The sequence below is a fragment of the Micromonospora salmantinae genome, from assembly GCF_022230905.1.
In the GTDB taxonomy this organism is placed as follows: Bacteria; Actinomycetota; Actinomycetes; order Mycobacteriales; family Micromonosporaceae; genus Micromonospora; species Micromonospora salmantinae.
On record NZ_JAKKFG010000042.1, the window covers coordinates 235,873 to 260,396 of the forward strand.

Below are 24,524 nucleotides of genomic sequence, written 5' to 3' on the forward strand. Positions count from 1 at the left end.
ACGTGGGCCGCCGAGGTCAGCGCGGCAGGTAGATGCGCCAGCCCTCGATGGTGACCAGTTCGAGGCTGCCCGGCGTGACTCGCTGCCGCTCGTCGAGCACCCCCGCCAGGGGTGAGCCGGCCGGCGCGACCCAGGCCGGTGCCGCCGCGCTGTCCACCTCCCGCCGGTACGCGGGGTAGCGGTCGAAACCGGGGCGCAGGGTGTCGTCGACGACCGCGCAGACCACCTGCTCCGCGCTGGTGAAGGTGAGCCGGTTGCAGGTCCAGTAGCCGGCGCGCACGTGCCGTACGCCGAGTTGCCGCAGGGTGCTCACCAACTCGGTGTGCCGGGCCTCGGCGGCCCGGGTCGCCGGGACGGTCTCCGCCGCCCGCCAGGTGGCGTGGGCGGCGGTGCCCAGCGTGGCGGCGAGCAGCACCACAGCGACCGACCGGGCCAGCGTCGACCCGACGCCCCGCCGGCCGGTCGCCGCCGGACGCAGCCCGTGCCGGGCCACCGTCCACACCGGCCAGAGCAGCGCCGGCAGGGAGATGAGCAGGCAGGACAGGTAGCGGGAACTCTCCACCGGGGTGAGCCCGGCGGAACTGCTCACTGTGTACGCGCCGAGGGTGGCCACCGCCGCCAGCACGAGCGCCAGCCGGGCCGCCGCCGCCACCCGGGGCGACACCGCGTCCGGGCCGACAGCGGCGGGGTCAGCGGCGTCGGAGGTGCGCAGGGCCCGCCAGGCGGTGGCGGCGGCGATGGCCAGCAGCAGCGGCAGGGCCAGCGCCCACCACAGTTGCCAGGTGGCGCACTGGCCGGGAGCGCAGAAGCCCATGCCCAGCCCGGGGCCGAGCACCAGGCCGCCGTGCAGCCGGTCCGGCCAGCCCGCGCTGGCATTCGCACCGCTGGCCGCGAGCACGGCGTGCAGCGGGTTGCGCCCGGTCGACAGGCTGTGCAGCAGCAGCGGGGCCGCCCCCAGCACTGCCGCCGCCGCGAGCAGCGCCCCGGCGGCACCGTACAGCTCCCGCCGGCAGAACCCGACGAGGACCGCGCCGGTCGCCGCGACGTACGGCAACACGAGCGGATCGACCCAGAGCATCAGCCCGGCCAGGAACCCCCACGCGGCCCAGCGCGCCAGCCGCCGGCCGGGTCGCCCGGTCGTCCGCCCGTCGGGTTCCCCGGAGCCGGCCGATCGCCGCCCCGGTCGACCGGTGGCCAGATCCACGGCGAGCACCGCCAGCGCCGCCCCGGCCGCGTTCATCTCGGGGTAGCCGCCGCCGGCGATCAGCTGGTTCTTGACGATCCGGTCGGAACCGAGGGCCAGCAGCGCCACCATCAGCAGCCCGAACCACCGGTCCCCGGTCAGCCGCAGCGTCAACCGCCAGGCCAGCAGCAGGAACAGCGCGTACAGGGCCAGCGTGGGCAACCGCAGCCCGAGCAGCGACGGCCCACCGGCCAGGGCGAACACCGGCGCGGCCAGGTACGCCTCCAGCGTGCCCATGTACTGCTGGCCGTAGAACCAGACCGGGAAGCCCTCACCCCGCGCGATGTGCAGCGCGGCCAACCCCATGGTGGCCTCGTCGCTGTTGGTCGGCGGGGCGGCGTGCAGCAGCAGCCAGAGCCGGTAACCCACTCCGGCGAGCACCGCCAACCCGGTGAGCCAACCGACCAGACCGGGACGTACGCCGGGTCGCGGGCGGGGCGAGTCCGCGCCGCGCGGCTGCTCGCGTACGCCGACGGTCATCACAGGATCATGACACCCGGACGCCGAACGGCAGTGCGGCGCTGCCGGCGGAGTCAGCCGGCGGTGGCGACCGAGGCGGCGGCGCGGGCGTCGATGGCCTGCTTGTAGAGCCGGCCGGCCCGGTACGACGAACGCACCAGCGGCCCGCTCATCACCCCGGCGAAGCCGATCTCCTCGGCCTCCTCGCGCAGCTCCACGAACTCCTCCGGCTTGACCCAGCGGGTCACCGGGTGGTGCCGGGGCGAGGGGCGCAGGTACTGGGTGATGGTGATCAGCTCACAGCCGGCCTCGTGCAGGTCGCGCAGCGCCTGCGAGACCTCGGCCCGCTCCTCGCCCATGCCCAGGATGAGGTTGCTCTTGGTGACCAGGCCGTCGGCGCGGGCCTGCCGGATCACGTCCAGCGAGCGGTCGTAGCGGAACGCCGGCCGGATGCGCTTGAAGATGCGCGGCACGGTCTCCACGTTGTGGGCCAGCACCTCGGGACGGGAGCTGAAGACCTCGGCCAACTGCTCGGGGACGGCGTTGAAGTCCGGGATCAGCAGCTCGACGCCGCAGCCGGGCTGCAGGGCGTGGATCTGTCGGACGGTCTCGGCGTACAGCCAGGCGCCGCCGTCGGGCAGGTCGTCACGGGCGACACCGGTGATGGTGGCGTACCGCAGCCCCATCGAGACCACCGACTCGGCGACGCGACGCGGCTCGTCGGCGTCGAACTCGGCCGGCTTGCCGGTGTCGATCTGGCAGAAGTCGCAGCGCCGGGTGCACTGGTCACCACCGATGAGGAAGGTGGCCTCCCGGTCTTCCCAACACTCGTAGATGTTGGGGCAGCCGGCCTCCTGGCAGACGGTGTGCAGCCCTTCGCGCGAGACGAGCCCGCGCAGCTGGGTGTACTCCGGGCCCATCTTGGCCTTGACCTTGATCCATGGCGGTTTGCGCTCGATCGGCGTCTCGGCGTTACGCGCCTCGATCCGCAGCAGACGCCGCCCCTCGGGGGCCGCCGTTGCGGTGCGCGCTGCCTGGCCGGTCGTCGGCGCGGAGTGCTCGATCGTCACGAAAATGAGCCTACGCCGGACGGCGGGTGTCTATGTGCGTCAGGCGACCGGCGTCACGCCCCGAACGTTGTGACGCCGGACACCGGCCGGTCGGAAAAGGGCGTCACAGACCGGGGAACCCGGTGCTACGGTCGCCGGCAACAGCGACGACGGAGCCGAGTAGCCCCCGACCCGCCAGTGCAGAGAGCCGCCGGTGCTGAGAGGCGGTCTGGCACCGGGCGCGAAGACCCTCCCGAGCTGCGGGAAGAACGGCCGCGGGTCCCTCGCGCCCAGTAGAGCCCGCCCGGCTGGCCCCGGTCATCAGGCGACGAACGAGGCCCCCGCTCCGGCGGGGGCGAAGGTGTGGTGGCACCGCGAGGTTCCCGCTCGCCCACACCTCCCTGGGGCTGATGCGACGCTTTCGCCACCCCCGGGCGGCGACGGCGTGGCGATCGACCGAGGAGCAGCACGCCATGCAACGAACCCTGTCCCAGCAACTGCCCGGCAGGATCGGCACGACAGTGCGGATCGCCGGCTGGGTGCACCGCCGCCGACTGCTCAAGTCGGTGGCCTTCCTGATCGTGCGGGACGCCACCGGCCTGGCCCAGGTGGTCGTCACCGACCCGGCCGTCCGCGCCGAGCTGGAGAAACTCACCGAGGAGACGGTCGTCGAGGTCACCGCGACGGCCACCGCGAACGGCACGGCGCCCGCCGGGGTCGAGCTGACCGACCCGACGGTACGTCTCCTCGGGCCGCCCGCCGTGCCGCCACCGTTCGACCTGTACCGGCCGGCGCTCACCGCGAGCCTGCCCACCCAGCTCGACAACGCGCCCACCGCGCTGCGGCACCCCGCCCGGTCGGCCGCGCTGCGGATCTCGGCGGCCGCGGTGGCGGGGTTCCGGGCCGCACTCGACGCCCAGGACTTCGTGGAGGTCCACACGCCGAAGGTGGTCAGCTCCAGCACCGAGAGCGGGGCGAACGTGTTCGCGCTGGACTGGTTCGGCCGACCCGCGTACCTGGCCCAGTCGCCGCAGTTCTACAAGCAGCTGATGGTCGGCGTCTTCGAACGTGTCTACGAGGTGGGGCCGGTCTTCCGGGCCGAACCGCACGACACCGTCCGGCACCTCGCCCAGTACACGTCGCTCGACGCGGAACTGGGCTTCGTCACCGACCACCGGGACGTGATGCGGGTGCTGCGCGACAGCGTGGCCGGGATGCTGGACGCGGTGAGTGGGCGGGCCGGCAGCGCCCTGGCGACGCTCGGCGTCACGCCGCCGCAGGTGCCGGCGGAGATCCCGGCGGTGCACTTCACCGAGGCGCTGACGATCGCCGGCGCGCCCGCCGACGAGCCGGACCTCGCGCCGGCCCACGAACGGGCGCTGGGGGAGTGGGCCCGGCGCGAACACGGGTCGGACTTCCTCTTCGTCACCGGCTACCCGATGGCGAAGCGTCCCTTCTACACCCACCCGGACCCGGCGCGGCCCGCGTACTCGAACGGTTTTGACCTGCTCTTCCGTGGTCTGGAGCTGGTCACCGGCGGGCAGCGGCTGCACCGGCACGCCGACTACCTGGCGGCGTTGGCGGCCCGGGGTGAGCCGGTCGAGCCGTACGTCGGCTACCTGGACGCGTTCCGGCACGGCATGCCACCGCACGGTGGCTTCGCCGTCGGCCTGGAACGGTTCGTGGCCCGGCTGGTCGGCGCGGCCAACATCCGGGAGGTCACCGCGTTCCCGCGTGACCTGCACCGACTGACGCCATGAGCGAGGCGGGCCCCCGGCGTCGCCGCCGGGGGCCCGCAGCTCAGACCTCGATGAGGGTGGAAAGCCGGCGCTCGACCACCGGCAGCACGTCGGCGACGCTGATCGGGCGGCCCAGCTCGGCGGTGAGCGAGGTGACGCCCGCGTCCCGGATGCCGCACGGCACGATCCGGTCGAAGTACGTCAGGTCGCAGTCGCAGTTGATCGAGAAGCCGTGCAGGGTGACGCCCCGGGCCACCCGGATGCCGATGGCCGCCACCTTGCGGGCCGGCCCCCGGTCGTCCTCGGGCACCCAGACCCCGCTGCGCCCCTCGACCCGGCCGGCGGTCAGCCCGAACTCGGCGCACACGTCGATGAGCAGCTCTTCGGTCCGGCGCACGTAGGCGACCACGTCCACCGGGTCGGGCAGGCGCAGGATCGGGTAACCGACGAGCTGCCCCGGCCCATGCCAGGTGATCTTGCCGCCACGGTCCACGTCGACGACCGGAGTGCCGTCCATGGGCCGGTCCCACGGTTCGGTGCGCTTGCCAGCGGTGTAGACGCTCGGATGCTCCAGCAGCAGCACCGTGTCGCCGCGCTCGCCGGCCACCACCGATTCGTGCAGGCGCCGCTGCTCGTCCCAGGCGGCCTGGTAGTCGAGCAGGCCGGCACGGACGGCCGTCAGGCCTGGGGTCGTCGTCGTCACGGCAACCAGCCTAGTCCCGTCAGAGGCGATCATCCCTGGTGAGCCGCCTCACCGGGGAAGATCACCTGCCTACTGGTCGGCCGGTGGAATGCGCCAGAGCCAGACGTCGTCGACCCGTTGCGGCTCGCCGAACAGGGCGGTGCCGGTACGCAGCAGCGCCTCCTCGTCGACCTCGAACTTCGCGCCGTGCACCTCGTCGGCGAGCACCACCGTCTCGATGCGCCAGTGCCGCAGGTCCGACTGGACCTCCCGGATCGTTCCGTCGGTGACGATGGGGACCAGCCCGGTGCGGCCGGCCTGGTCCATCAACGCGCTCAGCGTGCGCGGCACCGGACCGATCCGGCCCCGCCCGTCCGGCCCGCCGGGCCCGAGGAAGAAGCCGCCCGGGATGGCGAACTCGCCCTGGCGGTGCGACAACGCGTACGCCTGCCAGCGCTGGCCGTCCGGGTAGATGTCCACGGTCAGCGGCACCGGGGTCAGCACCCCGTCGGGTGACACGTAGTCCCGCCAGGTGCCGGAGGTGATGAAGCGCGGGATCGGCTCCCGCTCGTCGGTCAGCAGCGGGGTGGGCAGCAGCGGCAGCAGGGCCACCGCGAAACCCAGCAGCCAGGCCAGTTCCGTGGAGCGGTGCCGGGGTGGTGCGGCGCGCAACTGGTCGACGACGTACGCCAGCAACAGCCCGACCACGGGCGCGACCACCAGCGCCAGCCGGGCCGGCAGTGCGGCGTTCACCACCGGCAGTTGTCCGACCAGGTCGAACGGCATGGGCAGTTCGGTGCGTCGGCCGTCGACCTTGGCGACCGGCCCGAAGGAGAGCACCGTGAAGATCAGAGCGAGGGCGCCCAGCGCCCAGAGGGTGGCCCGGCGGTGCGGGTCGGCCCGCCGCCAGAGCACGACGAAACAGATCACGGTGAGCACCAGCAGCGGGATGCCGAAGAACGAGTTCTCCTCGGTCGGGTTCGGCGCCAGCGAGGTGCCCAACCCCGCCTCGCCGGCCAGCGAGCGGCGCGGGAAGGCGGCGAACGCCGCGATGTCCTCCGAGTGGATCACCGGGTCGAAGCCGGTGCCGTGGAACCGCTGTGGCCCGGCGAAGTGCAACCACAGGGGGTACGACAGCAGCACGCCGGCGACCACTGCGGTCACCCCGAGCCCGCGCAGGAAGGTGGGCAGCGCGGCGCGGGCCTCCACCCGGTTGGCCGGGTGCAGCGCCCAGATGGCGACGAACACCCCCAGCGCCAGCGCGGTGAAGAAGAGCCCCTCGGCGGCGATCGAGAAGGCCACCGCGACCAGCACGCCGAGGATCACCCCGTCGCGCAGCCAGTGCCCGGGGCGGCGTAGCGCGAACAGCCGCCAGATCAGCAGCGGCACCAGCCAACCGGCGGTCCAGTTCAGGTGCGCGTTGGCGTGCGACACCATGCCGGGGGAGTAGGCGATGAACAGGGCGCCGACCCCGGCGGCCAGCCGGCTGCGGACCAGGTGCCGGGAGAGCAGCCAGTACCAGACCAGCGCGGTGGCGAGGAGGTTCAGGGTGAGGATCACCAGGAACGTCGCCGGCGGCCCGATCAGGTACGTGAGCGGGGCGAAGACCACCGCGTACACCGTGATCGTCGTGTTCATCGCGAGGTTCACGCCGTCCGGGACGTTGATCAGGTAGGTGAAGAGCGGGTTGTCCCAGTGGGTGACCGCGTGCCCACCGAAGGCCAGCAGCCATTCGAACAGCGCCTGGTCGCTGGAGTTGGCGGTGATGGTGCGGACGTTCGGGTCCCGCCACAGCCCACTGGTCACCCAGACGGCGAGCGCGAGCGCCACCAGCACGACGATCAGGTCGGCCCGGCGGTCCCGGACGGTGCGCGGCGGTGACACGGGTGCGGGCCCGGTGGCCAGCGACGGGGAGGACGGCACGCAGCGGACGTTACCAACCGGACCTGGACGGGCCGGTCAGACCTGCAAGGACGGGACCGTTGGGGATGGAATAGGTCCGCCACGGCGACGGTCCGGCGTACACAGCGTCCGTCGTGAATGTGTGAGTGTGCCCCATGTCATAGCGCCGACACGTCGTCGTAACGTCACGGCAACCCGACAGTGACCCAGTTCACAGTCCGCCCTCCAGGAGGCCGCCGTGCGCCGCTCCTCATCCACCCTCACCCGGCTGCTCGGTGTGGTCGCCGGGCTCGCCCTCGCCGTAGCGGGCGCGGTCGCCGTCGCCGCACCCGCCCAGGCCGCCACCCTCACCCAGGTCACCGGGTTCGGCTCCAACCCCGGCAACCTCGCCATGTACGCCTACCGGCCGGACGGCCTGCCGGCCAACTCCCCGGCCGTCGTCCTGCTGCACGGATGCACGCAGAACGCCTCCGGCTACTTCGCCAACTCCGGCTGGCAGAAGTACGCCGACCAGTGGAAGTTCGCCCTGATCGTCGCCCAGCAGCCCGCCGGCAACAACGCCAACTCCTGCTTCAACTTCTTCGAGGCGGGGGACACCACCCGAGGTCAGGGTGAGGCGCTGTCGATCAAGCAGATGGTCGACCACGCCAAGACGAACTACGGGGTGAACGGCTCCCGGGTCTACGTCAGCGGGCTCTCCGCGGGCGGGGCGATGAGCGCGGTCATGCTGGCCACCTACCCGGACGTCTTCGCGGCCGGATCGATCATCGCGGGGATCCCGTACCGTTGCGCCACCAGCATGGTCAACGCGTTCAGCTGCATGAGCCCGGGTGCGGACAAGACCCCGGCCGCGTGGGGCGACCTGGTGCGTGGCGCGTACTCCGGCTACACCGGCCCGCGCCCCCGGGTGGCCATCTGGCACGGCACCTCGGACTACACGGTCGTACCGCTCAACGGCACCGAGTCCCGCGACCAGTGGACCAACGTGCGGGGCGTGTCGCAGACCCCGACCAGCACCTCGTCGCTGCCCGGCAACACCAGCCTCGAGGTGTACGGCAACGACGACGTGCGGCTCTACCGGATCTCCGGGATGGGCCACGGCACCCCCGTCGACCCGGGCTCGGCGGCCGAGCAGTGCGGCACCGCGGGCGCGTACTTCCTGGACACCATCTGCTCGACGTACCGTGACGCGCTCTTCTTCGGTCTGAACGGCGGCGGGACCAACCCGACCCCGACCCCGACCCCGACGGTCACCCCCACGCCGACCCCGACGGCCACCCCGACCACGCCGCCGACCTGTGTGACGGCCAGCAACTACGCGCACGTGGCGGCCGGTCGGGCGTACCAGTCCGGCGGCTACGCCTACGCCAACGGCTCCAACCAGCGCATGGGCCTCTACAACACCTTCTACACCAGCGCCCTCAAGCAAACCGCCCCCAACCACTGGGTAATCGGCTGCTGACCCCCACCCCGCTTGCCCCTGTTGATCAAGAGGTTTGCGTCGTCCGGAAGCCGGAATCTGACGCAAACCTCTTGATCGACAGGGCTGTCGGTGGGGGATCAGGTCAGGCGGGCCAGGACCGGCGCGAGCGGATCCAGCGCGTCGCTGCGGACCACGAACCGGGTCACCCCCCAGCGCCGTTCGTGTTCGGCGACCGCCGTGATGATCTCGCCCACAGTGCCGATCAGCACGAACGGGGTGGCCAGCAGTTCGGCGGCGGTCATGCCGTTGCGCCGGGCCTGTTCCGCGGCGGCAGCCTCCGCGTCGTCGGTGACCACCACCGTCTGGACCAGCGCCTCCAACGCCGGCGGGTCGGTCCGGCCGGCCGCGCCGGCGGCCACACAGGCCAGCTGTGCCTCGATCTGGTCGGCCCGCCAGCGCGCCTCATGCTGGTGGCCGTCGGCGAGGGTACGTCCGAACCCGGTCAGCCCGACCACGTCGGCGTGCGCGCCGGCCCAGCGCAGCAGCGTCGAGTTCGCCGTACCCATCGTCAGCGGGATCCGGTCCTGCACCGGCCGGGGTTCGCGCAGCATCGCCTCGCGCATCGTCAGCTCGGCCGAGTCGACGGTGACCGAGGCGCCGTCGAGCAGGGCGCGTACCGCCTCGGCGACGGCCACGCAACGGCGGACCCGGCCGGCCACGTCGGGGCGTTCCCGGCCTACCGCGCGCCACTCCGCCGGGGTGTGACCGGCGCCGACACCGAGCCGGGCCCGTCCGCCGGAGATCAGATCAAGGGTGGCCACGTCGGCCGCGAGCAGCATCGGTTCCCGTACGCCGAGGTTCGACACGTACGAGCCGAGGCCGATCGTCGAGGTGACCGGGGCGGCGGCGGCAAGCGCCACGAACGGTGACGTCACGTCGCCGGGGTGGTCCGCGGCGAGGAGAGCGTCGAAGCCGGCGGTCTCGGCCCGACGGGCCAGCTCGGCCCAGCTCGCCGCGTCGGTCGGGGTGGCCTGGAGGGAGAAGGTCGCCATTGGTCCAGCATCGGCCCACGCCGGCCCACCGACGACCCGCCGACAGCCGATTCTGCCAAGGGCCGAACCACCGGGGGTAGGCAGGGCGGGGTGGGGGTTAGGGGGTTGTTAGGGCTGCTTGGAGGGCTTGGGGGAGGGTTTGGTGGTGGTAGGGGTAGGCGGCTCTCGTTAGGACTCCGGGGAGGACTCTGGTGCTGGTGAGGGCCTCGTGGGAGAAGCCGCCGAGCACCACCTTGAGCGCCAGCGCGGGGATCGGGATGATCGCCGGGCGGTGCAGTTGCCGGGCCAGCTCGCTGGTGAACTCGGCGTTGGTGACCGGGTTCGGCCCCACCACGTTGACCGGGCCGGCGATGTCGTCGCTGTCGAGCAGGAAGCGGGTCGCGTCCAGCCAGTCGGCCATCGAGATCCACGGCAGCCACTGCCGGCCACTGCCCAGCCGGCCGGCGATGCCCAGCTTGAACGGCAGCAGTTGCGGCTTGAGCAGCCCGCCCTCGCGGTGCAGCGGCAGACCGGTACGCAGCCGGACCACGCGTACCCCGGCGTCCTCGGCCGGCCGGGTCGCGGCCTCCCACACCCGGCAGACGTCGGCCAGGAAGCCCTCGCCGGCCGGCGCGTCCTCCTCGACCGCCCGGTCGCCCGTGTTGCCGTACCAACCGACGGCCGACGAGTTGAGCAGCACCCGGGGTCGGTCCGCGACGGGGAGCCCGGCGATGGTGGTCGCCAGCGTGGTGGTGGTGTCCACCCGGCTGGTGCGGATCAACCGCCGGTAGTCGTCGTTCCAGCGTTTGTCGCCGACGCCCGCGCCGGCCAGGTTGACCACGGCGTCGACCTCGGCGACCACGGCCGGGTCGAGCTGCCCGGCGGCCGGGTCCCACCGTCGCTCCTGCGGCCCGCCCGGCGCCCGACGGACCAACCGGGTGACCTCGTGCCCGTCGCGGACGAGCAGGTCGGCCAGTCGGGTGCCAAGGAAGCCGGACGCGCCGGCCAGAAGGATCCGCATACCCCCATCTTCGTCCAGAACGCCACCGGTGGATGCATGGGGCTGCCGAAGGTGGGCGTTTCGGCGAACGAACTTGCGCGGAACCCCGTGTGCGGCAGGAAAGCCCAGGTCAACGAATGTTCCCGGGGCCGAAAACGGTTGCCGCGCGCTGTCGACGGTCAGCACGTTTCCGCAGGTCAGAGCAAACGTGAATGCGGTGTTCGCGATTGCTTGTGGCATCGATCTCGCTGACCATGAGTCATCCGAGAGCGCTCCCGTTTGGTGGGGTCGGCTCGCCGTGCCCGCCGTCGGGCGATCCCTGAGGAGGAACCATGCCGATCCTGGTGACCGGAGCGACCGGGACCGTCGGAGGAAGCGTGGTCCGGCAACTGGTCAGCGCCGGCCACGACGTCCGCGCGCTGACCCGCGATCCCACGTCGCCGGCGGCAACCGCGCTTCCCGGCCAGGTGGAGGTGGTGGCGGGCGACTTCGCCAGGCCCCACACGCTGGTCGCGGCGCTGCGCGGCGTGACGCTGATGCACCTGGTCGCGATGGACGGGTACGGGCCGCTGGGCACTGGTGTGGAGATTCTGCAGCTGGCCCGTAAGGCTGGCGTCCGCCGGGTCACCCACCTCGGCCACAACGATCCGAGCCGGGCCGACGACGACCCGCTCGAGGCGCCCCACCGGCCGCTGCACCGGGCCGTCGAGAACTCGGGCCTGGAATGGACGCACGTCTTCCCGGGCGAGTTCATGGCTAACACCCGCGAGTGGGCGGCCGGCATCCGCACCGAGGGGGTGGTGCGGGCGCCGTTCGGGGACTGGAACAGCGCGCTGGTCCACGAGGCGGACATCGCCGCGGTCATCGTGGCCGCGCTGACCGAGGACGGCCACGCTGGCCGGGTGTACCAACCGACGGGGCCGGAGCCGGTCCGTCGCCGGGACGCGGTCCGGATGATCGGCGAGGCGATCGGCCGTCCGGTGCGCTTCGACGAACTGACCCCGCAGCAGGCCCGCGAGTACTGGAAGGACCACTATCCCGCCGAGGTGATCGAGTGGTTCCTGGAGATGGGGCGGTATCTCGACGGCAACGCCTGGGTCGCCCCGGACGTCGAGCAGGTGACCGGACGCCCCGGGCGCACGTTCCGGCAGTGGGCCGCCGAGCACGCGGACGACTTCCGGTGACGACGCCCGGGGCGTGGACCGGCCCGGCGGTCAGGCCGCGTGGGCCGGACGCAGGTCGGCGAGCAGTCGCTCCACCTCGGCGTACGACTCGGCACTCAGCGGGCCGAGCGCCAGGGTGGCCAGGTTCTCGTCGGCCTGGGCCACCGTGCGCAGGCCGGGGATCGGCACGGTACGGGGGCTGCGCGCCAGCAGCCAGCCGAGCGCGCCCTGCGCGAGGGTGCGCCCGTCGGCGGTGAGCGCCGCGCGGACCTGGTCGACCCGGGCCGTCCAGCGTGGCGTCGGCCGGCCGTCGGTGAACCACTCCAGCCACTCCGGTGCCCGTCCGCGCACATCGTCCGCCCCGACCGCCCGGGTCGACCCGGTGAGCAGCCCCATCGCCAGCGGCCCACGGTTGAGGCTGGCCAGGTCGTGCTTGTCGCACACTGCCAGCACCGCCGCGTTGTCGCGCAGCACCGACTCGTCGTGCTGGATCGCGGCGCAGTGCCGGCCGGCGGCCGCGAACGCCTCCGCCGAGGCCGGGTCGTCGGTGCTCCAGCCGTACGCCCGGATCTTGCCCTGGGCGACCAGTGCCTCCAGGGTGTCGACCAGGTCGAGCGCGGCGGGCGCCGGCAGTGCGTTGATGTGCAGTTGGTAGAGGTCGACGTAGTCGGTGCCGAGCCGGCGGAGCGAGTCTTCCAGGCTGCGCACCGCGAAGGCCGGGCTGGCGTCGGTGCCGAGCGCCCGCCGGGTGCTCTCCTCGCTGACGTTGCCGAACTTGGTGGCGATCACCACGCTGTCCCGCCGCCCGCCCAGGGCCTGACCGAGAATCCGCTCGCTGTGCCCGGCGCCGTAGTTGCTGGCGGTGTCGAACAGGGTCACCCCGAGATCGAGCGCCCGGTGGATGGTGCGGATCGACTCGTCGTCGTCCACCTCACCCCAGCCGAACGGCTGCCCGTCGTCACCCCAGAGCGGGCCGCCAATGGCCCAGCACCCCATTCCGATCGCGCTCACAGTGATGCCGCTGCGCCCCAGCGTCCGTGTCGTCGTCATGGTCACCAGCCTCCAACCTGGAGCGCGCTCCAGGTCAAGCACTACCATCTCGCGACATGAGCGGTTACGCCCCCTCGGAGGCCGCCCGCCGCAGCGGCTTCAGCCTGGACACTCTGCGGTACTACGAGAAGATCGGCCTGCTCGCGGACGTGGAGCGCACGGCGGGCGGGCAGCGGGTCTTCACCGACGACGACCTCGGCTGGCTGGTGCTGTTCCGCTGCCTGCGCGACACCGGAATGCCGATCGCGCAGATGCGCCGCTACGCGCAACTGGCTCGCGACGGCGAGCACACCACCGACGAGCGGCACGAGTTGCTGTGCCACCACGCGGCGCAGGTCGAGGAGCAGATGCGCCTGCTCCAGCGCCAGTACGACCACCTGCGGGAGAAGATCCGCTTCTACGAGCGACTGCCCGGCACCGCACCGGGGTCGGAGGCAGGCTAAGGGGGACCGGGCGCGGTAAGGCCGAGCAGTTCCTCGGTCGTTCCGGTTCGACCGGTGAGCGCGTTCAGGGCGGTGACCAGCCGCTTCTCCTCGTAGCGGAAGTGCGACTCCAGCAGGGCGGCCAACCCGCCCAGCTCGGCGCGCACCCGGGCGACCGGCACCGCCGCGTCGCCGCCCAGCAGTGCCTCGACCCGTTCCAGGATGCCCGCCACCACCTCGTGATCGGTGATCAGGTTGTCGATGACCGGGCGCAGCTCGGGGGCCTCCTCGGCCAGCAACCGGAACGCGCCCGCGTCCTCGCCGGTGTGGTGTCGGCCGAGCGCGGCGCAGAAGGTGAGGCAGTGCGCCCGCAGGTCCCGGGACGGGGTGTCGAGGCTTGCCTGCAGCCGGGCCAGCTCCGCGCTGAGCCAGAGGTGGATCTCGATCATCTGATTGCCGACGGCGGCGAGCCGGCCGGCCGGTGAACCGGTTGGGTGCACGTTCGTCCCATGCTGTCCCCGCGCCTCCATGCCCACGGCGGCCTTCGGGCCGGGTGCACTGCGACGCTGCGCCGAAGTCTAGGGCCGACCGGTCACGCCCTCAACCCGGGAACGCCGCGGTCACGGAGTGGTCGGCTCGTCGGTCTCCCGGACGTCGTGCCAGCGGGCCCGCCAGGCGGCCTCGTGGGCCTCATGGGTGGTCCGCTCCTGGAAGACGGCGGCCCGCAGGGCGTGCCGGGATTGCGCCATCACCATCACCTCCACGGCCACCAGCGCCACGCAGATCACCGTCGCGAGAGTGAGCGCGCCCAGCGCCGGCAGGTGCTGGCCGATCGGGAGGGCCGCCGTGAGCGCCAGGATGACGCCGACGCGGGTCCACGTGACGGTGTGCAGGGTGCGTAACTGGAAGAGCAGGTTGACGGCGAAGTAGCAGATCAACCCGCCGAAGAGCATCGGCACCGCCGGTCCCTCGACCTTCTCGGCGATCCCGCCGGACGGGTCGGTGATCTTGTGCAGGACCTCCTCGTTGCCGATCGAGAAGAGGATCACCCCGGCGATCATCGGCAGGTAGAGATACGCGTACGCGTCGCGAGCCATCGCCACCCGGGGAGCGCCCTCCGCCGCGTGCAGGGCGATCCGGGCGGCCGGCCCGATGAAGTCGAAGTGCGCCCACCAGAGGGCGGCGGTGACCACGATGCCGAGCGCGGCGGCGGCCACCGCCGGCCAGGTGACCGGCTTGCCGAGCAGGTTGCCGCCGACGCCCGTGGAGATGATCGACTCGCCCAGCGCGATGATCAGGATGAGGTCGTAGCGCTCCGTCCAGTGCTCGGCGCTGGTCACCCCCCAGCCCCAGGTCCCGACGATGAAGCCGGTGGCGTACTGCACCACCACCACGGTGATCCACAGCCCGTCGCGGACCAGGGCGGCCCGGTCGGGGTCGCTGATCTGCGGCGGGATGAGCGCGGCGGCCAGCAGCAGCACGATGCTCACCGCCAGCTCCGGCGCGAACCGCCGCAGTTGCCGCCGCTCCTGCGGGCTGTCCCGCACCACGTGCTGATACAGGATCCAGTGGATGCCGCGGGCCACGACGTAACTGATCGCCACCAGCATCGGGCCGGCGGCGCTTCCCTTCGGGTCGTTGAACGCCTGTGGCAGTGCCAGCGCGAACGCGAACAGGGCGACCATCGCGATCACCATGAGCACCGGGACGTAGCCCTCGCCGAGCCGGACCCGGGTGGCGACCAGGCTGTGCACCACCCAGATCCACCAGAGCACGGCGAGCACCAGGCCGGCGTGCAGCAGTTGCCGGCTGGAGATGTTCGCGGCGGTGGCCCGGGTGATGATGAAGAACGAGAAGACGAAGACCAGGTCGAAGAAGACCTCGAACTTGTCCACCCGGGCGCCCGGGGCGATCGGGACGGCCGGACCCAGCTGTCCACCCCGCCGGTAGCCGCCCACGATCCCACTCTGGCAGCGTCCGGGCTGGTCGGAGGCCCGAACGGCGATGGCGACGGGTCCGGCGTTACCTCCGGCCCCGGTCGGGGAAACACCGGGCCCACGGCCTCTCGCAGCGGGGCGGTCGGTCCGCCCACCCCGGACAAGGATGGACAATGACGACCAACAACCCGATCACCACTTCGTTCGCCCATCACTCCACCGCTATGGACGTGATCCGGGGCGTGGACCTCGTCGGGCGGCGGGCGATCGTCACCGGCGGGTCCTCCGGGATCGGCGTCGAGACCGCCCGCGCCCTGGCCAGCGCCGGCGCGGAGGTCACAGTGGCCGTCCGCAACCCCGACGCGGGTCAGCAGGCCGCCAACGACATCACCGGCACCACCGGCAACGACCGCGTCCTGGTCGCCCCGCTCGACCTCGCCGACCAGGGTTCGGTCGCCGACTTCGTGGCCAACTGGGACGGCCCGCTGCACATCCTGGTCAACAACGCCGGCATCATGGCCGCACCCCTGTCCCGCACCCCGCAGGGCTGGGAGATGCAGTTCGCCACCAACCACCTGGGGCACTTCGCGCTCGCCACCGGGCTGCGCCCGGCACTCGCCGCCGGCGACGGGGCCAGGATCGTCTCGGTCAGCTCCGCCGCCCACCTGCGCTCACCGGTGGTCTTCGAGGACATCCAGTACGACAAGCGGGAGTACGAGCCGTGGCAGGCGTACGGGCAGTCCAAGACGGCGAACGTGCTGTTCGCCGTGGAGGCGTCCCGGCGCTGGGCCGACGACGGCATCACGGCCAACTCGCTGATGCCCGGCGCGATCCGGACCAACCTCCAGCGATACGTGAGCCAGGAGGAACTGGACCGGCTGCGCGCCGGCAACGCGGCGGCCTGGAAGTCCGTCGAACAGGGTGCCGCCACCTCCGTGCTGGTCGCGGCCTCGCCGCTGCTCGACGGCGTGGGCGGGCGTTACTTCGAGGACTGTCAGGAGGCCGCCCCCGCCCAGCCCGGCGGGCGGTCGGGTGTCGCCGACTACGCGCTGGACCCGGAGGCCGCCGAGCAGCTCTGGAAGGTCTCGACCGCGCTGCTCAAGAGCTGAGGACCGCAGCCGAAAGGGCACCCCGGTCGACGACCGGGGTGCCCTTTCGGCGTTGCGGGTGGATCAGGCCAGGCCCAGCTCCGACTCGAAGTTGCCGGCCTCCAGCCGCTCCTTGACAGTGGTCAGGAAGCGAGCGGCGTCGGCGCCGTCGATCAGCCGGTGGTCGTAGGACATGGCCAGGTAGACCATCGACCGGATCGCGACGACCTCGCCCAGCTCCGGGTCGTTGACCACGACCGGCCGCTTGACCACGGCACCGGTGCCGAGCATCGCCGACTGGGGCGACGGCACGATCGGGGTGTCGAAGAGCGCGCCCCGGCTGCCCGTGTTGGTCAGCGTGAAGGTCGCCCCGGCCAGCTCGTCCGGGCTGATCTTGTTGGTCCGGGTCCGCTCGGCCAGGTCGGCGACCCGCTTGGCGATGCCGCCCAGGTTGAGGTCGCCGGCGTTGTGGATGACCGGCGTCAGCAGACCCCGCTCGGTGTCCACGGCGATGCCGAGGTGCTCGGCCGCCGGGTAGGTGATCGTGCCACCTTCCAGGTCCATGCTCGCCTGGACGATCGGGTGCGTCTGCAGCGCCTCGATGGCGGCGAGCGCGAAGAACGGCAGGAAGGACAACTTCACGCCGTGCCGCTGCACGAACGAGTCCTTCGCCTGCGCCCGCAGCTTGGCGATCCGGGTGACGTCCACCTCGACCACCGTGGTGAGCTGCGCCATCTCGTGCAGCGACTCGTGCAACCGCTTGGCGATGGCCTTGCGGATCCGGGGAAGCTTCTCGGTGGTGCCCCGCTTGCCGCTCGGCTGCGGCTTCGCGGCCGGCTTGGCCTGGGGCGCGGCGGCGGGAGCGGCCGCCGGAGCCGGAGCGGCCTTGGCGGCCTTCGCCTTCTCGGCGGCCTCCAGCACGTCCTGCTTGCGGATCCGACCACCCACGCCGGTGCCGTTGAGCGCGGCCAGGTCGACGCCGTGCTCACTGGCCAGCTTGCGCACCAGCGGGGTCACGTACCCGGCGGCCTCCTCGCCGGCACCCGGTGCCGGGGCGGACGGGCGCGGCGGCGTCGAGGTCGACGAGGCCGGCTGCGCGGCCTGCTCGGTCTTCGCCGGCTGCGCCGAGCTCTCGGTCTCCGCGGCGGGCTCGTTGTACGACATGCCGGGGGTCGGCTCCTCGACCTTCGGCTCCGGCTTCGGCTCGGCCTTCGGCGCCGGCTTGGCCTCCGCCTTCGGCTCGGGCTTCGGCTCGGGCTGCGCCGGGGCGGAGGCCCCGCCGGCGACGCCGATGATCGCCAGGTCGGCGCCGACCGCGGCGGTCTCGTCCTCGGCGACCTTGATCTCCAGCACCGTGCCGGCGACCGGCGACGGGATCTCGGTGTCCACCTTGTCGGTGGAGACCTCCAGCAGCGGCTCGTCGACCTCGATGGTCTCGCCGACCTGCTTGAGCCAGCGGGTGACAGTACCCTCGGTGACGCTCTCGCCCAGGGCGGGCATCTTCACCGCGGTGCCCTCGCCCGACGAGGCGGCGGCCGGAGCGGGCGCCTCGGCCGGGGCCTCGTCCTGGGCCACCTCGTCGGCGGTGCCCTCGGCGGCGGCCGTCGGCTCGGCGGCCGGCTCGACCGACTCCGCCGGGGCCTGCTCCTGCGGGGCGGCCTCGCCACCGCCGGTCGACTCGCCCTCACCGGCGATGACGGCCAGCTCGCTGCCGACCTCGGCGGTCTCGTCCTCGCCGACCACGATCCGGCTCAGCACGCCGGCGGCGGGTGACGGGATCTCGGTGTCGACCTTGTCGGTGGAGACCTCGAGCAGGGGCTCGTCGACCTCGACCGTGTCGCCCTCCTGCTTGAGCCAGCGAGTGACGGTGCCCTCGGTGACGCTCTCGCCGAGCCGGGGCATGGTGACCGATACCGGCATTTTCTGAGACTCCTTCATTCCCCTGGTGGGATCTTCGCCCGTCGCCGGACGCCGCGGTTTTGGATGATCAGGCGTGCGCGTGCAGCGGCTTGCCGGCGAGGGCCAGGTGCGCCTCGCCCAGGGCCTCGTTCTGGGTCGGGTGGGCGTGCACGAGCTGGGCGACCTCCGCCGGGTAGGCCTCCCAGTTGTAGATGAGCTGCGCCTCACCGATCAGCTCACCCACCCGGGCGCCGATCATGTGCACGCCGACCACCGGGCCGTCCTCGACCCGGACCAGCTTCACGAAGCCGGTGGTCTTGAGGATCTGGCTCTTGCCGTTGCCACCCAGGTTGTAGTTGTACGTCTTGACCTTGTCGGCGCCGTACTGCTCCTTGGCCTTGGCTTCGGTGAGACCCACCGACGCCAGCTCCGGGTCGCAGTAGGTGACGCGCGGGATGCCGACCTCGTCGATCACGGCGGGGGTCTGCCCGGCGATCTCCTCGGCCACGAAGATGCCCTGCTGGAAGCCGCGGTGCGCGAGCTGGAGGCCGGGCACGATGTCACCGACCGCGTAGACGTTCGGCACGCTGGTGCGCAGCCGCTCGTCGGTCAGCACGTAGCCACGGTCCATCTTGACGCCCTGCTCCTCGTACCCGAGGTTGGCGGTGTTCGGGCCGCGACCGACGGCGACCAGCAACAGCTCCGCCTCGACCGTCTCGCCGCCGGAGATGGTCAGCTTGACGCCGCTGTCGGTCTTCTCGACCTTCTCGAACGGCTTGCCGACCTTGAAGTTGATCTTCCGCTTGCGGAACGCCCGCTCCAGCGCCTTGGACGACTCCTCGTCCTCGGCGGCGACCAGCCGGGGCAGCGCCTCGACGATCGTCACGTCCACACCGAAGGACTTCCACACGCTGGCGAACTCGACGCCGATCACGCCGCCACCGAGCACGATCACCGACGACGGCACCCGGTCCATCGTGAGGGCGTGGTCGCTGGTGATGATCCGCTCGCCGTCGACCTCCAGGCCGGGCAGGCTCTTCGCGTACGAGCCGGAGGCCAGGACGATGTTGCGGCCGGTGTAACGCTTGCCGTCCACCTCGACCACGTTCTTGCCGACCAGCTTGCCGGCGCCGGCCACGAAGGTGATGTTCTTCGAACCGCTCACCAGGCCCTGCAGGCCCTTGTACAGGCGGGAGATCACACCGTCCTTGTACGCGTTGACCCCGGCCATGTCGATGCCGATCAGCTCGGCCTTCACGCCGAACTGCTCCGACTCGCGGGCCTGGTCGGCGATCTCGGCGGCGTGCAGCAGGGCCTTCGTCGGGATGCAACCGTTGTGCAGGCAGGTGCCGCCGAGTTTGCCCTTCTCGACCAGCGCGACCTTCAGGCCCAGCTGGACGGCGCGCAGCGCGGTCGCGTAGCCGCCGCTGCCACCTCCGAGAATGACAATGTCGAAGGTCGCTTCGTTCGGCTCGCTCACGTCCAACTCCCAGGTCGCGTCGCTGCATCGGGGGTCACAGAGGTGTAACACGGACACACCCCACCTCGGTCATCTTGTCACCACTGGGCACAGGGTGCGTACCGAGGTGCCCAACGACACGTCATCGACACGTACCCTTGGCACCGTCGTCGATGACGCAACGTGGGGGAGAGATCCGGTGGGCTTGTTCCGGCGCCGCAAACAGGCGGCTGTGCCGAGCCATGACCGTGCCGCCAGTCGCGGCGATCTGGAGCATTTGGAGAACTTCATCCGGAGTCGGCGCGGCGTCGAGGCGTACATCGAACCCCGTACGACGGTGACGGAGACCACTGTCATCCTGATCGCCGACGACGGGGAGTGGACCCGCCGGCGCATCGACGGCCCGGACGGAGCCCGGCGCTTCGCGTACCGGATGGGCATCCCGGTGTACGACGTCCGGCTGATGGGCTACCCGCAGCGGATGCGCGACTTCAACGAGCGCCGCAAACGTCGCCCCGAGCGGCACTGAGCCACGCGACCCGAGCGGCACTGAGCCACGCGAAAGGGGCCCCCTTGAGCAGGGGCCCCTTTCGGATGTCCCGTCAGCCGTTGGTGGCGACATCCTCGACGAGCTGCACCAGCGTGCGGACCGGAACCCCAGTGCCGCCCTTGGTCCAGTAGCCGATCGGCTCGCCCGAGTGGTAGCCCGGCCCGGCGATGTCGATGTGCGCCCAGGCCACGTCGTCGGTCACGAACTCGCGCAGGAACACACCGCCCTGCAGCATGTGGCCGGCCCGGTCCATCCCGGCGTTGACCTGGGAGATGTCCGCCACATCCGACTCCATGCCCTTACGGACGTCGTCGGGCAGCGGCATCGGCCAGGCCGGCTCGCCGACGGCGTCGCCGGCCACCTTCACCCGGTCGCACAGCTGCGGGGTGCCCATCACGCCGGCCATCCGCTTGCCCAGCGCGATGACCTGGCCGCCGGTCAGCGTGGAGGTCTCGAACAGGTAGTCGGTGCCGTCCGCGCAGGCGCGGGCGATGGCGTCGCCCAGGATCATCCGGCCCTCGGCGTCGGTGTTGAGCACCTCGACCCGCTTGCCGTTGAACATGGTGATCACGTCACCCGGCCGGTAGCTGGTGCCCGACGGCATGTTCTCCGCCATCGGCAGGTACGCGCTGACCGCCACCGTCGGCTTCAGCGCGGCGATCGCCAGCATGGCCGCGCCCACCGCGGCGGCGCCCGCCATGTCGGACTTCATCTCCCACATGCCCTGCGCCGGCTTGATCGAGATGCCGCCGGTGTCGAAGGTGATGCCCTTGCCGACCAGTGCGACCCGCTTGCCGTTGCCGCCGTCCTGCGGGGTGTAGGTCAGCTTCACCAGCCGAGGCGGGGCCTCCGAGCCCTGCCCCACCGCGACGATGCCGCCGTACCCGCCGGCGGCCAGCGCCGCCTCGTCGAGCACCTCGACGCCGAGGCCCGCCTCGCGCGCCGCGCTGGCGACCGCGTCGGCGAACGACGGCGGACGCAGCTCGTTCGGCGCGGTGTTCACCCAGTCCCGGCTGAGCCGGACCGCGCCCGCCACCGCCTGCGCCCGGGCGACCTCCGCCTGGGCGCCCGCGTCGGCGGCGTCCGGCACCGCGATGAGCACCTCGGCCACCGGCTCGCGCCGGGTCGGCTGCGGCCGGGTCTTGTAACCGGCGAACCGGTACCCACCCAGCAGCGCCCCCTCGGCGACCGCGCGCAGCTCGGCCGACGCGTCCGCGTCGTCCGGCAGCGGCAGCGCCAGCGCGACAGTGGGTGCGCCCGCCAGGGCCCGGATCGCCGCACCGGCGGCCCGACGCAGCGTCTCCGGGGCCGGTGCGGCACCCGACGGCTCCGGGCCGAGCCCGACCGCGGTGACCAGCGGGGCGGTCACGGTGCCCAGCGTGGCCAGCTTGATGACCTCACCCGGCCCGCCGGTCGCGCCGAGCAGCGCGAGGGTCTCGGTCAGCTTGCCGTCGAACGCGGCCGCGATGCTCTCCGCGCCGCTGGCGAGCAGCAGGGTGCCGGCGAGGCCGCTGGTGGCGCCCTGCTCTCCGGTCTGGCTGTGCACGCCGATCACGATCGCGTCGACGGCGAGCTCGGCCGGGTCGGTGTCGACCAGGCTCAGGTTGGTGGTGCGGGGTGAAGTCACTGAAGCTACTCCGGGCGGGCCGGGCCGGTCGCGGCGTCGCGTACCAGCGGTGAAGGTCTCCGGCGGAACCTACCCGCCGGACGTCATGGCTGTCCCGCCGACAGCGCCAGCGGGCTCCCGCCGATGCTAACCAGCGACGTTGCCCCCGGTAAGTTGCCACCCATGACCGACGTGACCTCCGACGCCGCCGCGACCCGGCTGCGCCGTTCCCCGCTGCACGAGCGGCACACCGCCGCCGGAGCCAAGTTCGCCCCCTTCGGGGGCTGGGAGATGCCCCTGGAGTACGCCGGCGGCGGAGTGCTCAAGGAACACACCGCGGTGCGTACGGCGGTCGGGGTCTTCGACGTGTCACACCTGGGCAAGGCCCGGGTGAGCGGCCCCGGTGCGGCCGACTTCGTCAACTCCTGCCTCAGCAACGACCTCGGCCGGATCGGCCCGGGCCGGGCGCAGTACACGCTCTGCTGCGACGACGCCACCGGCGGCGTGGTGGACGACATCATCGCCTACCTCTACGCCGACGACCACGTCTTCCTCATCCCGAACGCGGCGAACACCGCCGAGGTGGTGCGCCGGTTGCGCGCCGCCGCTCCCGCGCAGGTGACCGTCACCGACGAGCACGAGGCGTACGCGGTGCTGGCCGTGCAGGGCCCCCGCTCGGCCGAGCTACTGACCGCCCTGGACCTGCCCACCGAACACGGCTACATGAGCTTCTCCGCCGCGAGCCTGGCCGGGGTGGAGCTGACCGTCTGCCGTACCGGCTACACGGGTGAGCTGGGCTACGAGCTGGTGGTGCCGGCGGAGCACGCGGTCGCCGTCTGGGACGCGCTCTTCGCCGCCGGCGCGGCGTTCGAGCTGCGCGCCTGCGGGCTGGCCGCCCGGGACACGCTGCGGACCGAGATGGGTTACCCGCTGCACGGGCAGGACCTCTCCCTGGACATCAGCCCGGTGCAGGCCCGCTCCGGCTGGGCGGTCGGCTGGGACAAGCCGGCCTTCTGGGGCCGCGACGCGCTGCTCGCCGAGAAGGCCGCCGGCCCCCGGCGTACGCTGCGCGGCCTGGTGGCCGTCGACCGGGCCATCCCGCGGCCCGGCATGACCCTGCACGTAGGCGACACCCAGGTGGGTGAGGTGACCAGCGGCACCTTCTCGCCAACCCGCAAACAGGGCATCGCACTGGCCCTGCTGAACACCGACGCCAACCTGACCGACGGCGACGAGGTCGAGATCGACATCCGAGGCCGCCGAGCCCCCCTGAAGCTGACCAAACCCCCCTTCGTAACCCCCTCAGTGAAGTAACCCCACCCCACCCACCCACCGGCCTCCGGCCTCAGTCCCCAGACCTGGTTGATCATGAAGTTATTGCCACGACACGCCGACGGCGATGGCAATAACTTCATGATCAACGCGGGTGGGCGGCCCGGGGACGGGGGCGGGGGTGGGGGTTAGCGGGAGGGGGTTGGGGGTTCGCCTGAGTCCAGGACTGCTTGGGTCCAGCCGCCCTCTATGACGCCTGTGGCGTCCAGGACGGCCCAGTCGACCACGTCGGACGCCTCCACGACCACCGGGGCGCCGATGCGCACGCTCTGGTCGGTGTTCGCGTCGCTGGCGCTCACGCCGACGACGCGTTCCGGGGCCTCCCACGAGGTGACGCCCGCCCAGACGTACTCCGGGCCGTCGTCTCCGGGCAGGCCGTACTTGACCACCAGTTGCGACTCGGTGGGGAGAAGGCCTGCGACGAACCGGGCCCGCGCGTCATCCAGCGCGGCCCGGGCGGTGGCGACCGCACGGCTCATCGCGTCACCCGAGCGGGCGTAGCGCACGTCCGGCTGGATCCCGGAGAACAGGGTCGCGCAGGCGGCGGCGTAGTAACGCCCGTCCGGGCCGGGGTGCCCGGCCGGCGGGCGCAGGCTGAGGAACGAGTCGGCCTCCGGGTCGGTCGCCGGGTCCAGTTCGAGGCGGAGCAGCACCGGGGCGGTGGCGCCGTGCTGCTCCGGGTTGCCGTACGCCACCGCGATGTCGTGCCCGGTGACCGTGGCCAGCACCGGCAGCTGCACGAACGCCGGCACCTCCTCGCCGGTGAGCCCGTCGGTCCAGTCCCGCAGCAGTCGGCGGGCCGCCCCGGTCATCACCGCACCCCAGGCGCGGGTGAGGTGGTCGGGCACCCCCTGGGTCTGCAACTCCAGCAGACCGAAGCGGCGCAGGCCCTTGGTGGTGAACCACAGGCCCTCGGTGTCCGAGGAGTACGGCACCAGCACCCAGTCGACAAGCCGGATGCGGCCCTGCTCGTCGGGGAGGGAGCGCAGCGCGGTCGCCGGGTCGAGGAACTGGAGGCCGAAGACGTCCACCACGTCGCTGTCGACGGATTCCGCCACGGCGGCGGCGACCGCCCGGGCGGCCCACTCGTGCGCGGGTGGCCAACCGGGCCGGTACTCGGCCTGTATGACCACCAGGTGCGTCGCCGCCGCCAGCCGGTCCAGCTGCTCCTTGGTGGCACCGAACGCGGTGAGCAGGTCCGGTGGCAGCTCGGGGAACTCGGCGATCGGCCGGGTGTCGACGCTCATCAGCGGGCTGTCGAGCATCTGCCGGGCCAGCCCGTGCACCGGCTCGGCCAGTCGGCCGGTCAGGGCCGCCACCGCTGTCTTCGCACTGACCTTCGGTAGCCCCGCCATCGGCACCAGGTAGGTCGCGCTGAGCGACTCCGGCACCGGTACGGGCAGGAAGTCGTCCGTGATGAGCATTGTGGGATCCCCCGGTGGCCGCGCCGGTGTTGTCGAGCCGAACGCTACCCGGCCCGCCGGGCCCGG

20 protein-coding genes are annotated in these 24,524 nt (G+C 72.2%); 7 read left to right on the top strand and 13 right to left on the bottom strand.

Annotation, left to right across the window (positions count from 1 at the left end; translation table 11 throughout):
• Positions 1–16: 16 nt before the first annotated feature.
• The gene (locus tag PSH03_RS24990; protein WP_238690582.1) at positions 17–1,723 is read right to left on the bottom strand and encodes a hypothetical protein; all 1,707 of its coding nucleotides are present in this window, start codon (positions 1,721–1,723) and stop codon (positions 17–19) included.
• A 53-nt stretch (positions 1,724–1,776) separates the two neighbouring features.
• Positions 1,777–2,772: a lipoyl synthase gene (lipA, locus tag PSH03_RS24995; RefSeq protein WP_112589194.1), complete on the bottom strand. Its 996-nt coding sequence runs from the start codon at positions 2,770–2,772 to the stop codon at positions 1,777–1,779.
• 452 nt (positions 2,773–3,224) lie between these two features.
• On the opposite strand from lipA, the gene aspS reads away from it, so the two are divergent.
• A complete protein-coding gene (gene aspS, locus PSH03_RS25000; protein ID WP_238690583.1) occupies positions 3,225–4,511 on the top strand; it encodes an aspartate--tRNA(Asn) ligase in 1,287 nt (428 codons plus the stop codon).
• Between the two features lie 40 nt (positions 4,512–4,551).
• On the opposite strand, the gene lipB is transcribed toward aspS, so the two are convergent.
• Positions 4,552–5,193 carry a lipoyl(octanoyl) transferase LipB gene (gene lipB / locus PSH03_RS25005; protein ID WP_210787391.1) on the bottom strand — a complete coding sequence of 214 codons (642 nt, stop codon included), beginning with the start codon at positions 5,191–5,193 and terminating at the stop codon, positions 4,552–4,554.
• 69 nt (positions 5,194–5,262) lie between these two features.
• Complete coding sequence (locus PSH03_RS25010; protein WP_238690584.1) at positions 5,263–7,095, bottom strand: DUF6311 domain-containing protein; 1,833 nt, start codon at positions 7,093–7,095, stop codon at positions 5,263–5,265.
• Between the two features lie 217 nt (positions 7,096–7,312).
• Here PSH03_RS25010 and PSH03_RS25015 point away from each other — a divergent pair, with 217 nt between their 5' ends.
• Positions 7,313–8,536 (top strand): extracellular catalytic domain type 1 short-chain-length polyhydroxyalkanoate depolymerase, encoded by a 1,224-nt coding sequence (locus PSH03_RS25015; RefSeq protein WP_238690585.1) that lies wholly within the window; start codon positions 7,313–7,315, stop codon positions 8,534–8,536.
• Between the two features lie 98 nt (positions 8,537–8,634).
• On the opposite strand, the gene PSH03_RS25020 is transcribed toward PSH03_RS25015, so the two are convergent.
• Positions 8,635–9,549 carry an LLM class flavin-dependent oxidoreductase gene (locus PSH03_RS25020; RefSeq protein WP_238690586.1) on the bottom strand — a complete coding sequence of 305 codons (915 nt, stop codon included), beginning with the start codon at positions 9,547–9,549 and terminating at the stop codon, positions 8,635–8,637.
• Positions 9,550–9,646: 97 nt separating this feature from the next.
• Positions 9,647–10,549, bottom strand: coding sequence for a TIGR01777 family oxidoreductase (locus PSH03_RS25025; RefSeq protein ID WP_238690587.1), 903 nt, complete (start codon positions 10,547–10,549; stop codon positions 9,647–9,649).
• 311 nt (positions 10,550–10,860) lie between these two features.
• Here PSH03_RS25025 and PSH03_RS25030 point away from each other — a divergent pair, with 311 nt between their 5' ends.
• Entirely contained in the window at positions 10,861–11,712 is an 852-nt protein-coding gene (locus PSH03_RS25030) for an NmrA family NAD(P)-binding protein (protein ID WP_238690588.1), read from the top strand.
• 30 nt (positions 11,713–11,742) lie between these two features.
• Here PSH03_RS25030 and PSH03_RS25035 read toward each other — a convergent pair whose 3' ends face one another.
• Positions 11,743–12,741 carry an aldo/keto reductase gene (locus tag PSH03_RS25035; protein WP_210787462.1) on the bottom strand — a complete coding sequence of 333 codons (999 nt, stop codon included), beginning with the start codon at positions 12,739–12,741 and terminating at the stop codon, positions 11,743–11,745.
• A gap of 56 nt (positions 12,742–12,797) precedes the next feature.
• Between PSH03_RS25035 and PSH03_RS25040 the strand changes: the two genes are divergently transcribed.
• Positions 12,798–13,184, top strand: a complete 387-nt coding sequence (locus PSH03_RS25040; RefSeq protein WP_210787463.1) for a MerR family transcriptional regulator — start codon at positions 12,798–12,800, stop codon at positions 13,182–13,184.
• On the opposite strand, the gene PSH03_RS25045 is transcribed toward PSH03_RS25040, so the two are convergent.
• Entirely contained in the window at positions 13,181–13,663 is a 483-nt protein-coding gene (locus PSH03_RS25045) for a hemerythrin domain-containing protein (RefSeq protein WP_238690589.1), read from the bottom strand. The genes PSH03_RS25040 and PSH03_RS25045 overlap by 4 nt on opposite strands.
• A gap of 120 nt (positions 13,664–13,783) precedes the next feature.
• Positions 13,784–15,121 carry a low temperature requirement protein A gene (locus tag PSH03_RS25050; RefSeq protein WP_210787465.1) on the bottom strand — a complete coding sequence of 446 codons (1,338 nt, stop codon included), beginning with the start codon at positions 15,119–15,121 and terminating at the stop codon, positions 13,784–13,786.
• Positions 15,122–15,273: 152 nt separating this feature from the next.
• Between PSH03_RS25050 and PSH03_RS25055 the strand changes: the two genes are divergently transcribed.
• On the top strand, positions 15,274–16,209 hold the full coding sequence (locus PSH03_RS25055) for an SDR family NAD(P)-dependent oxidoreductase (RefSeq protein WP_238690590.1): 936 nt from the start codon (positions 15,274–15,276) through the stop codon (positions 16,207–16,209).
• Positions 16,210–16,272: 63 nt separating this feature from the next.
• Here PSH03_RS25055 and sucB read toward each other — a convergent pair whose 3' ends face one another.
• Together sucB and lpdA are read right to left on the bottom strand one after the other, a co-directional pair.
• Complete coding sequence (sucB, locus tag PSH03_RS25060) at positions 16,273–18,108, bottom strand: 2-oxoglutarate dehydrogenase, E2 component, dihydrolipoamide succinyltransferase (RefSeq protein WP_238690591.1); 1,836 nt, start codon at positions 18,106–18,108, stop codon at positions 16,273–16,275.
• 67 nt (positions 18,109–18,175) lie between these two features.
• Positions 18,176–19,567, bottom strand: coding sequence for a dihydrolipoyl dehydrogenase (gene lpdA / locus PSH03_RS25065; RefSeq protein WP_210787507.1), 1,392 nt, complete (start codon positions 19,565–19,567; stop codon positions 18,176–18,178).
• A 178-nt stretch (positions 19,568–19,745) separates the two neighbouring features.
• Between lpdA and PSH03_RS25070 the strand changes: the two genes are divergently transcribed.
• The gene (locus PSH03_RS25070) at positions 19,746–20,075 is read left to right on the top strand and encodes a hypothetical protein (RefSeq protein WP_210787508.1); all 330 of its coding nucleotides are present in this window, start codon (positions 19,746–19,748) and stop codon (positions 20,073–20,075) included.
• 73 nt (positions 20,076–20,148) lie between these two features.
• On the opposite strand, the gene PSH03_RS25075 is transcribed toward PSH03_RS25070, so the two are convergent.
• Positions 20,149–21,723 carry a leucyl aminopeptidase gene (locus tag PSH03_RS25075; RefSeq protein WP_238690592.1) on the bottom strand — a complete coding sequence of 525 codons (1,575 nt, stop codon included), beginning with the start codon at positions 21,721–21,723 and terminating at the stop codon, positions 20,149–20,151.
• A gap of 162 nt (positions 21,724–21,885) precedes the next feature.
• Between PSH03_RS25075 and gcvT the strand changes: the two genes are divergently transcribed.
• Entirely contained in the window at positions 21,886–23,016 is a 1,131-nt protein-coding gene (gcvT, locus tag PSH03_RS25080; RefSeq protein ID WP_238690593.1) for a glycine cleavage system aminomethyltransferase GcvT, read from the top strand.
• Between the two features lie 146 nt (positions 23,017–23,162).
• On the opposite strand, the gene PSH03_RS25085 is transcribed toward gcvT, so the two are convergent.
• Positions 23,163–24,458 (bottom strand): DUF2314 domain-containing protein, encoded by a 1,296-nt coding sequence (locus PSH03_RS25085; protein WP_238690594.1) that lies wholly within the window; start codon positions 24,456–24,458, stop codon positions 23,163–23,165.
• Between the last annotated feature and the right edge of the window lie 66 nt (positions 24,459–24,524).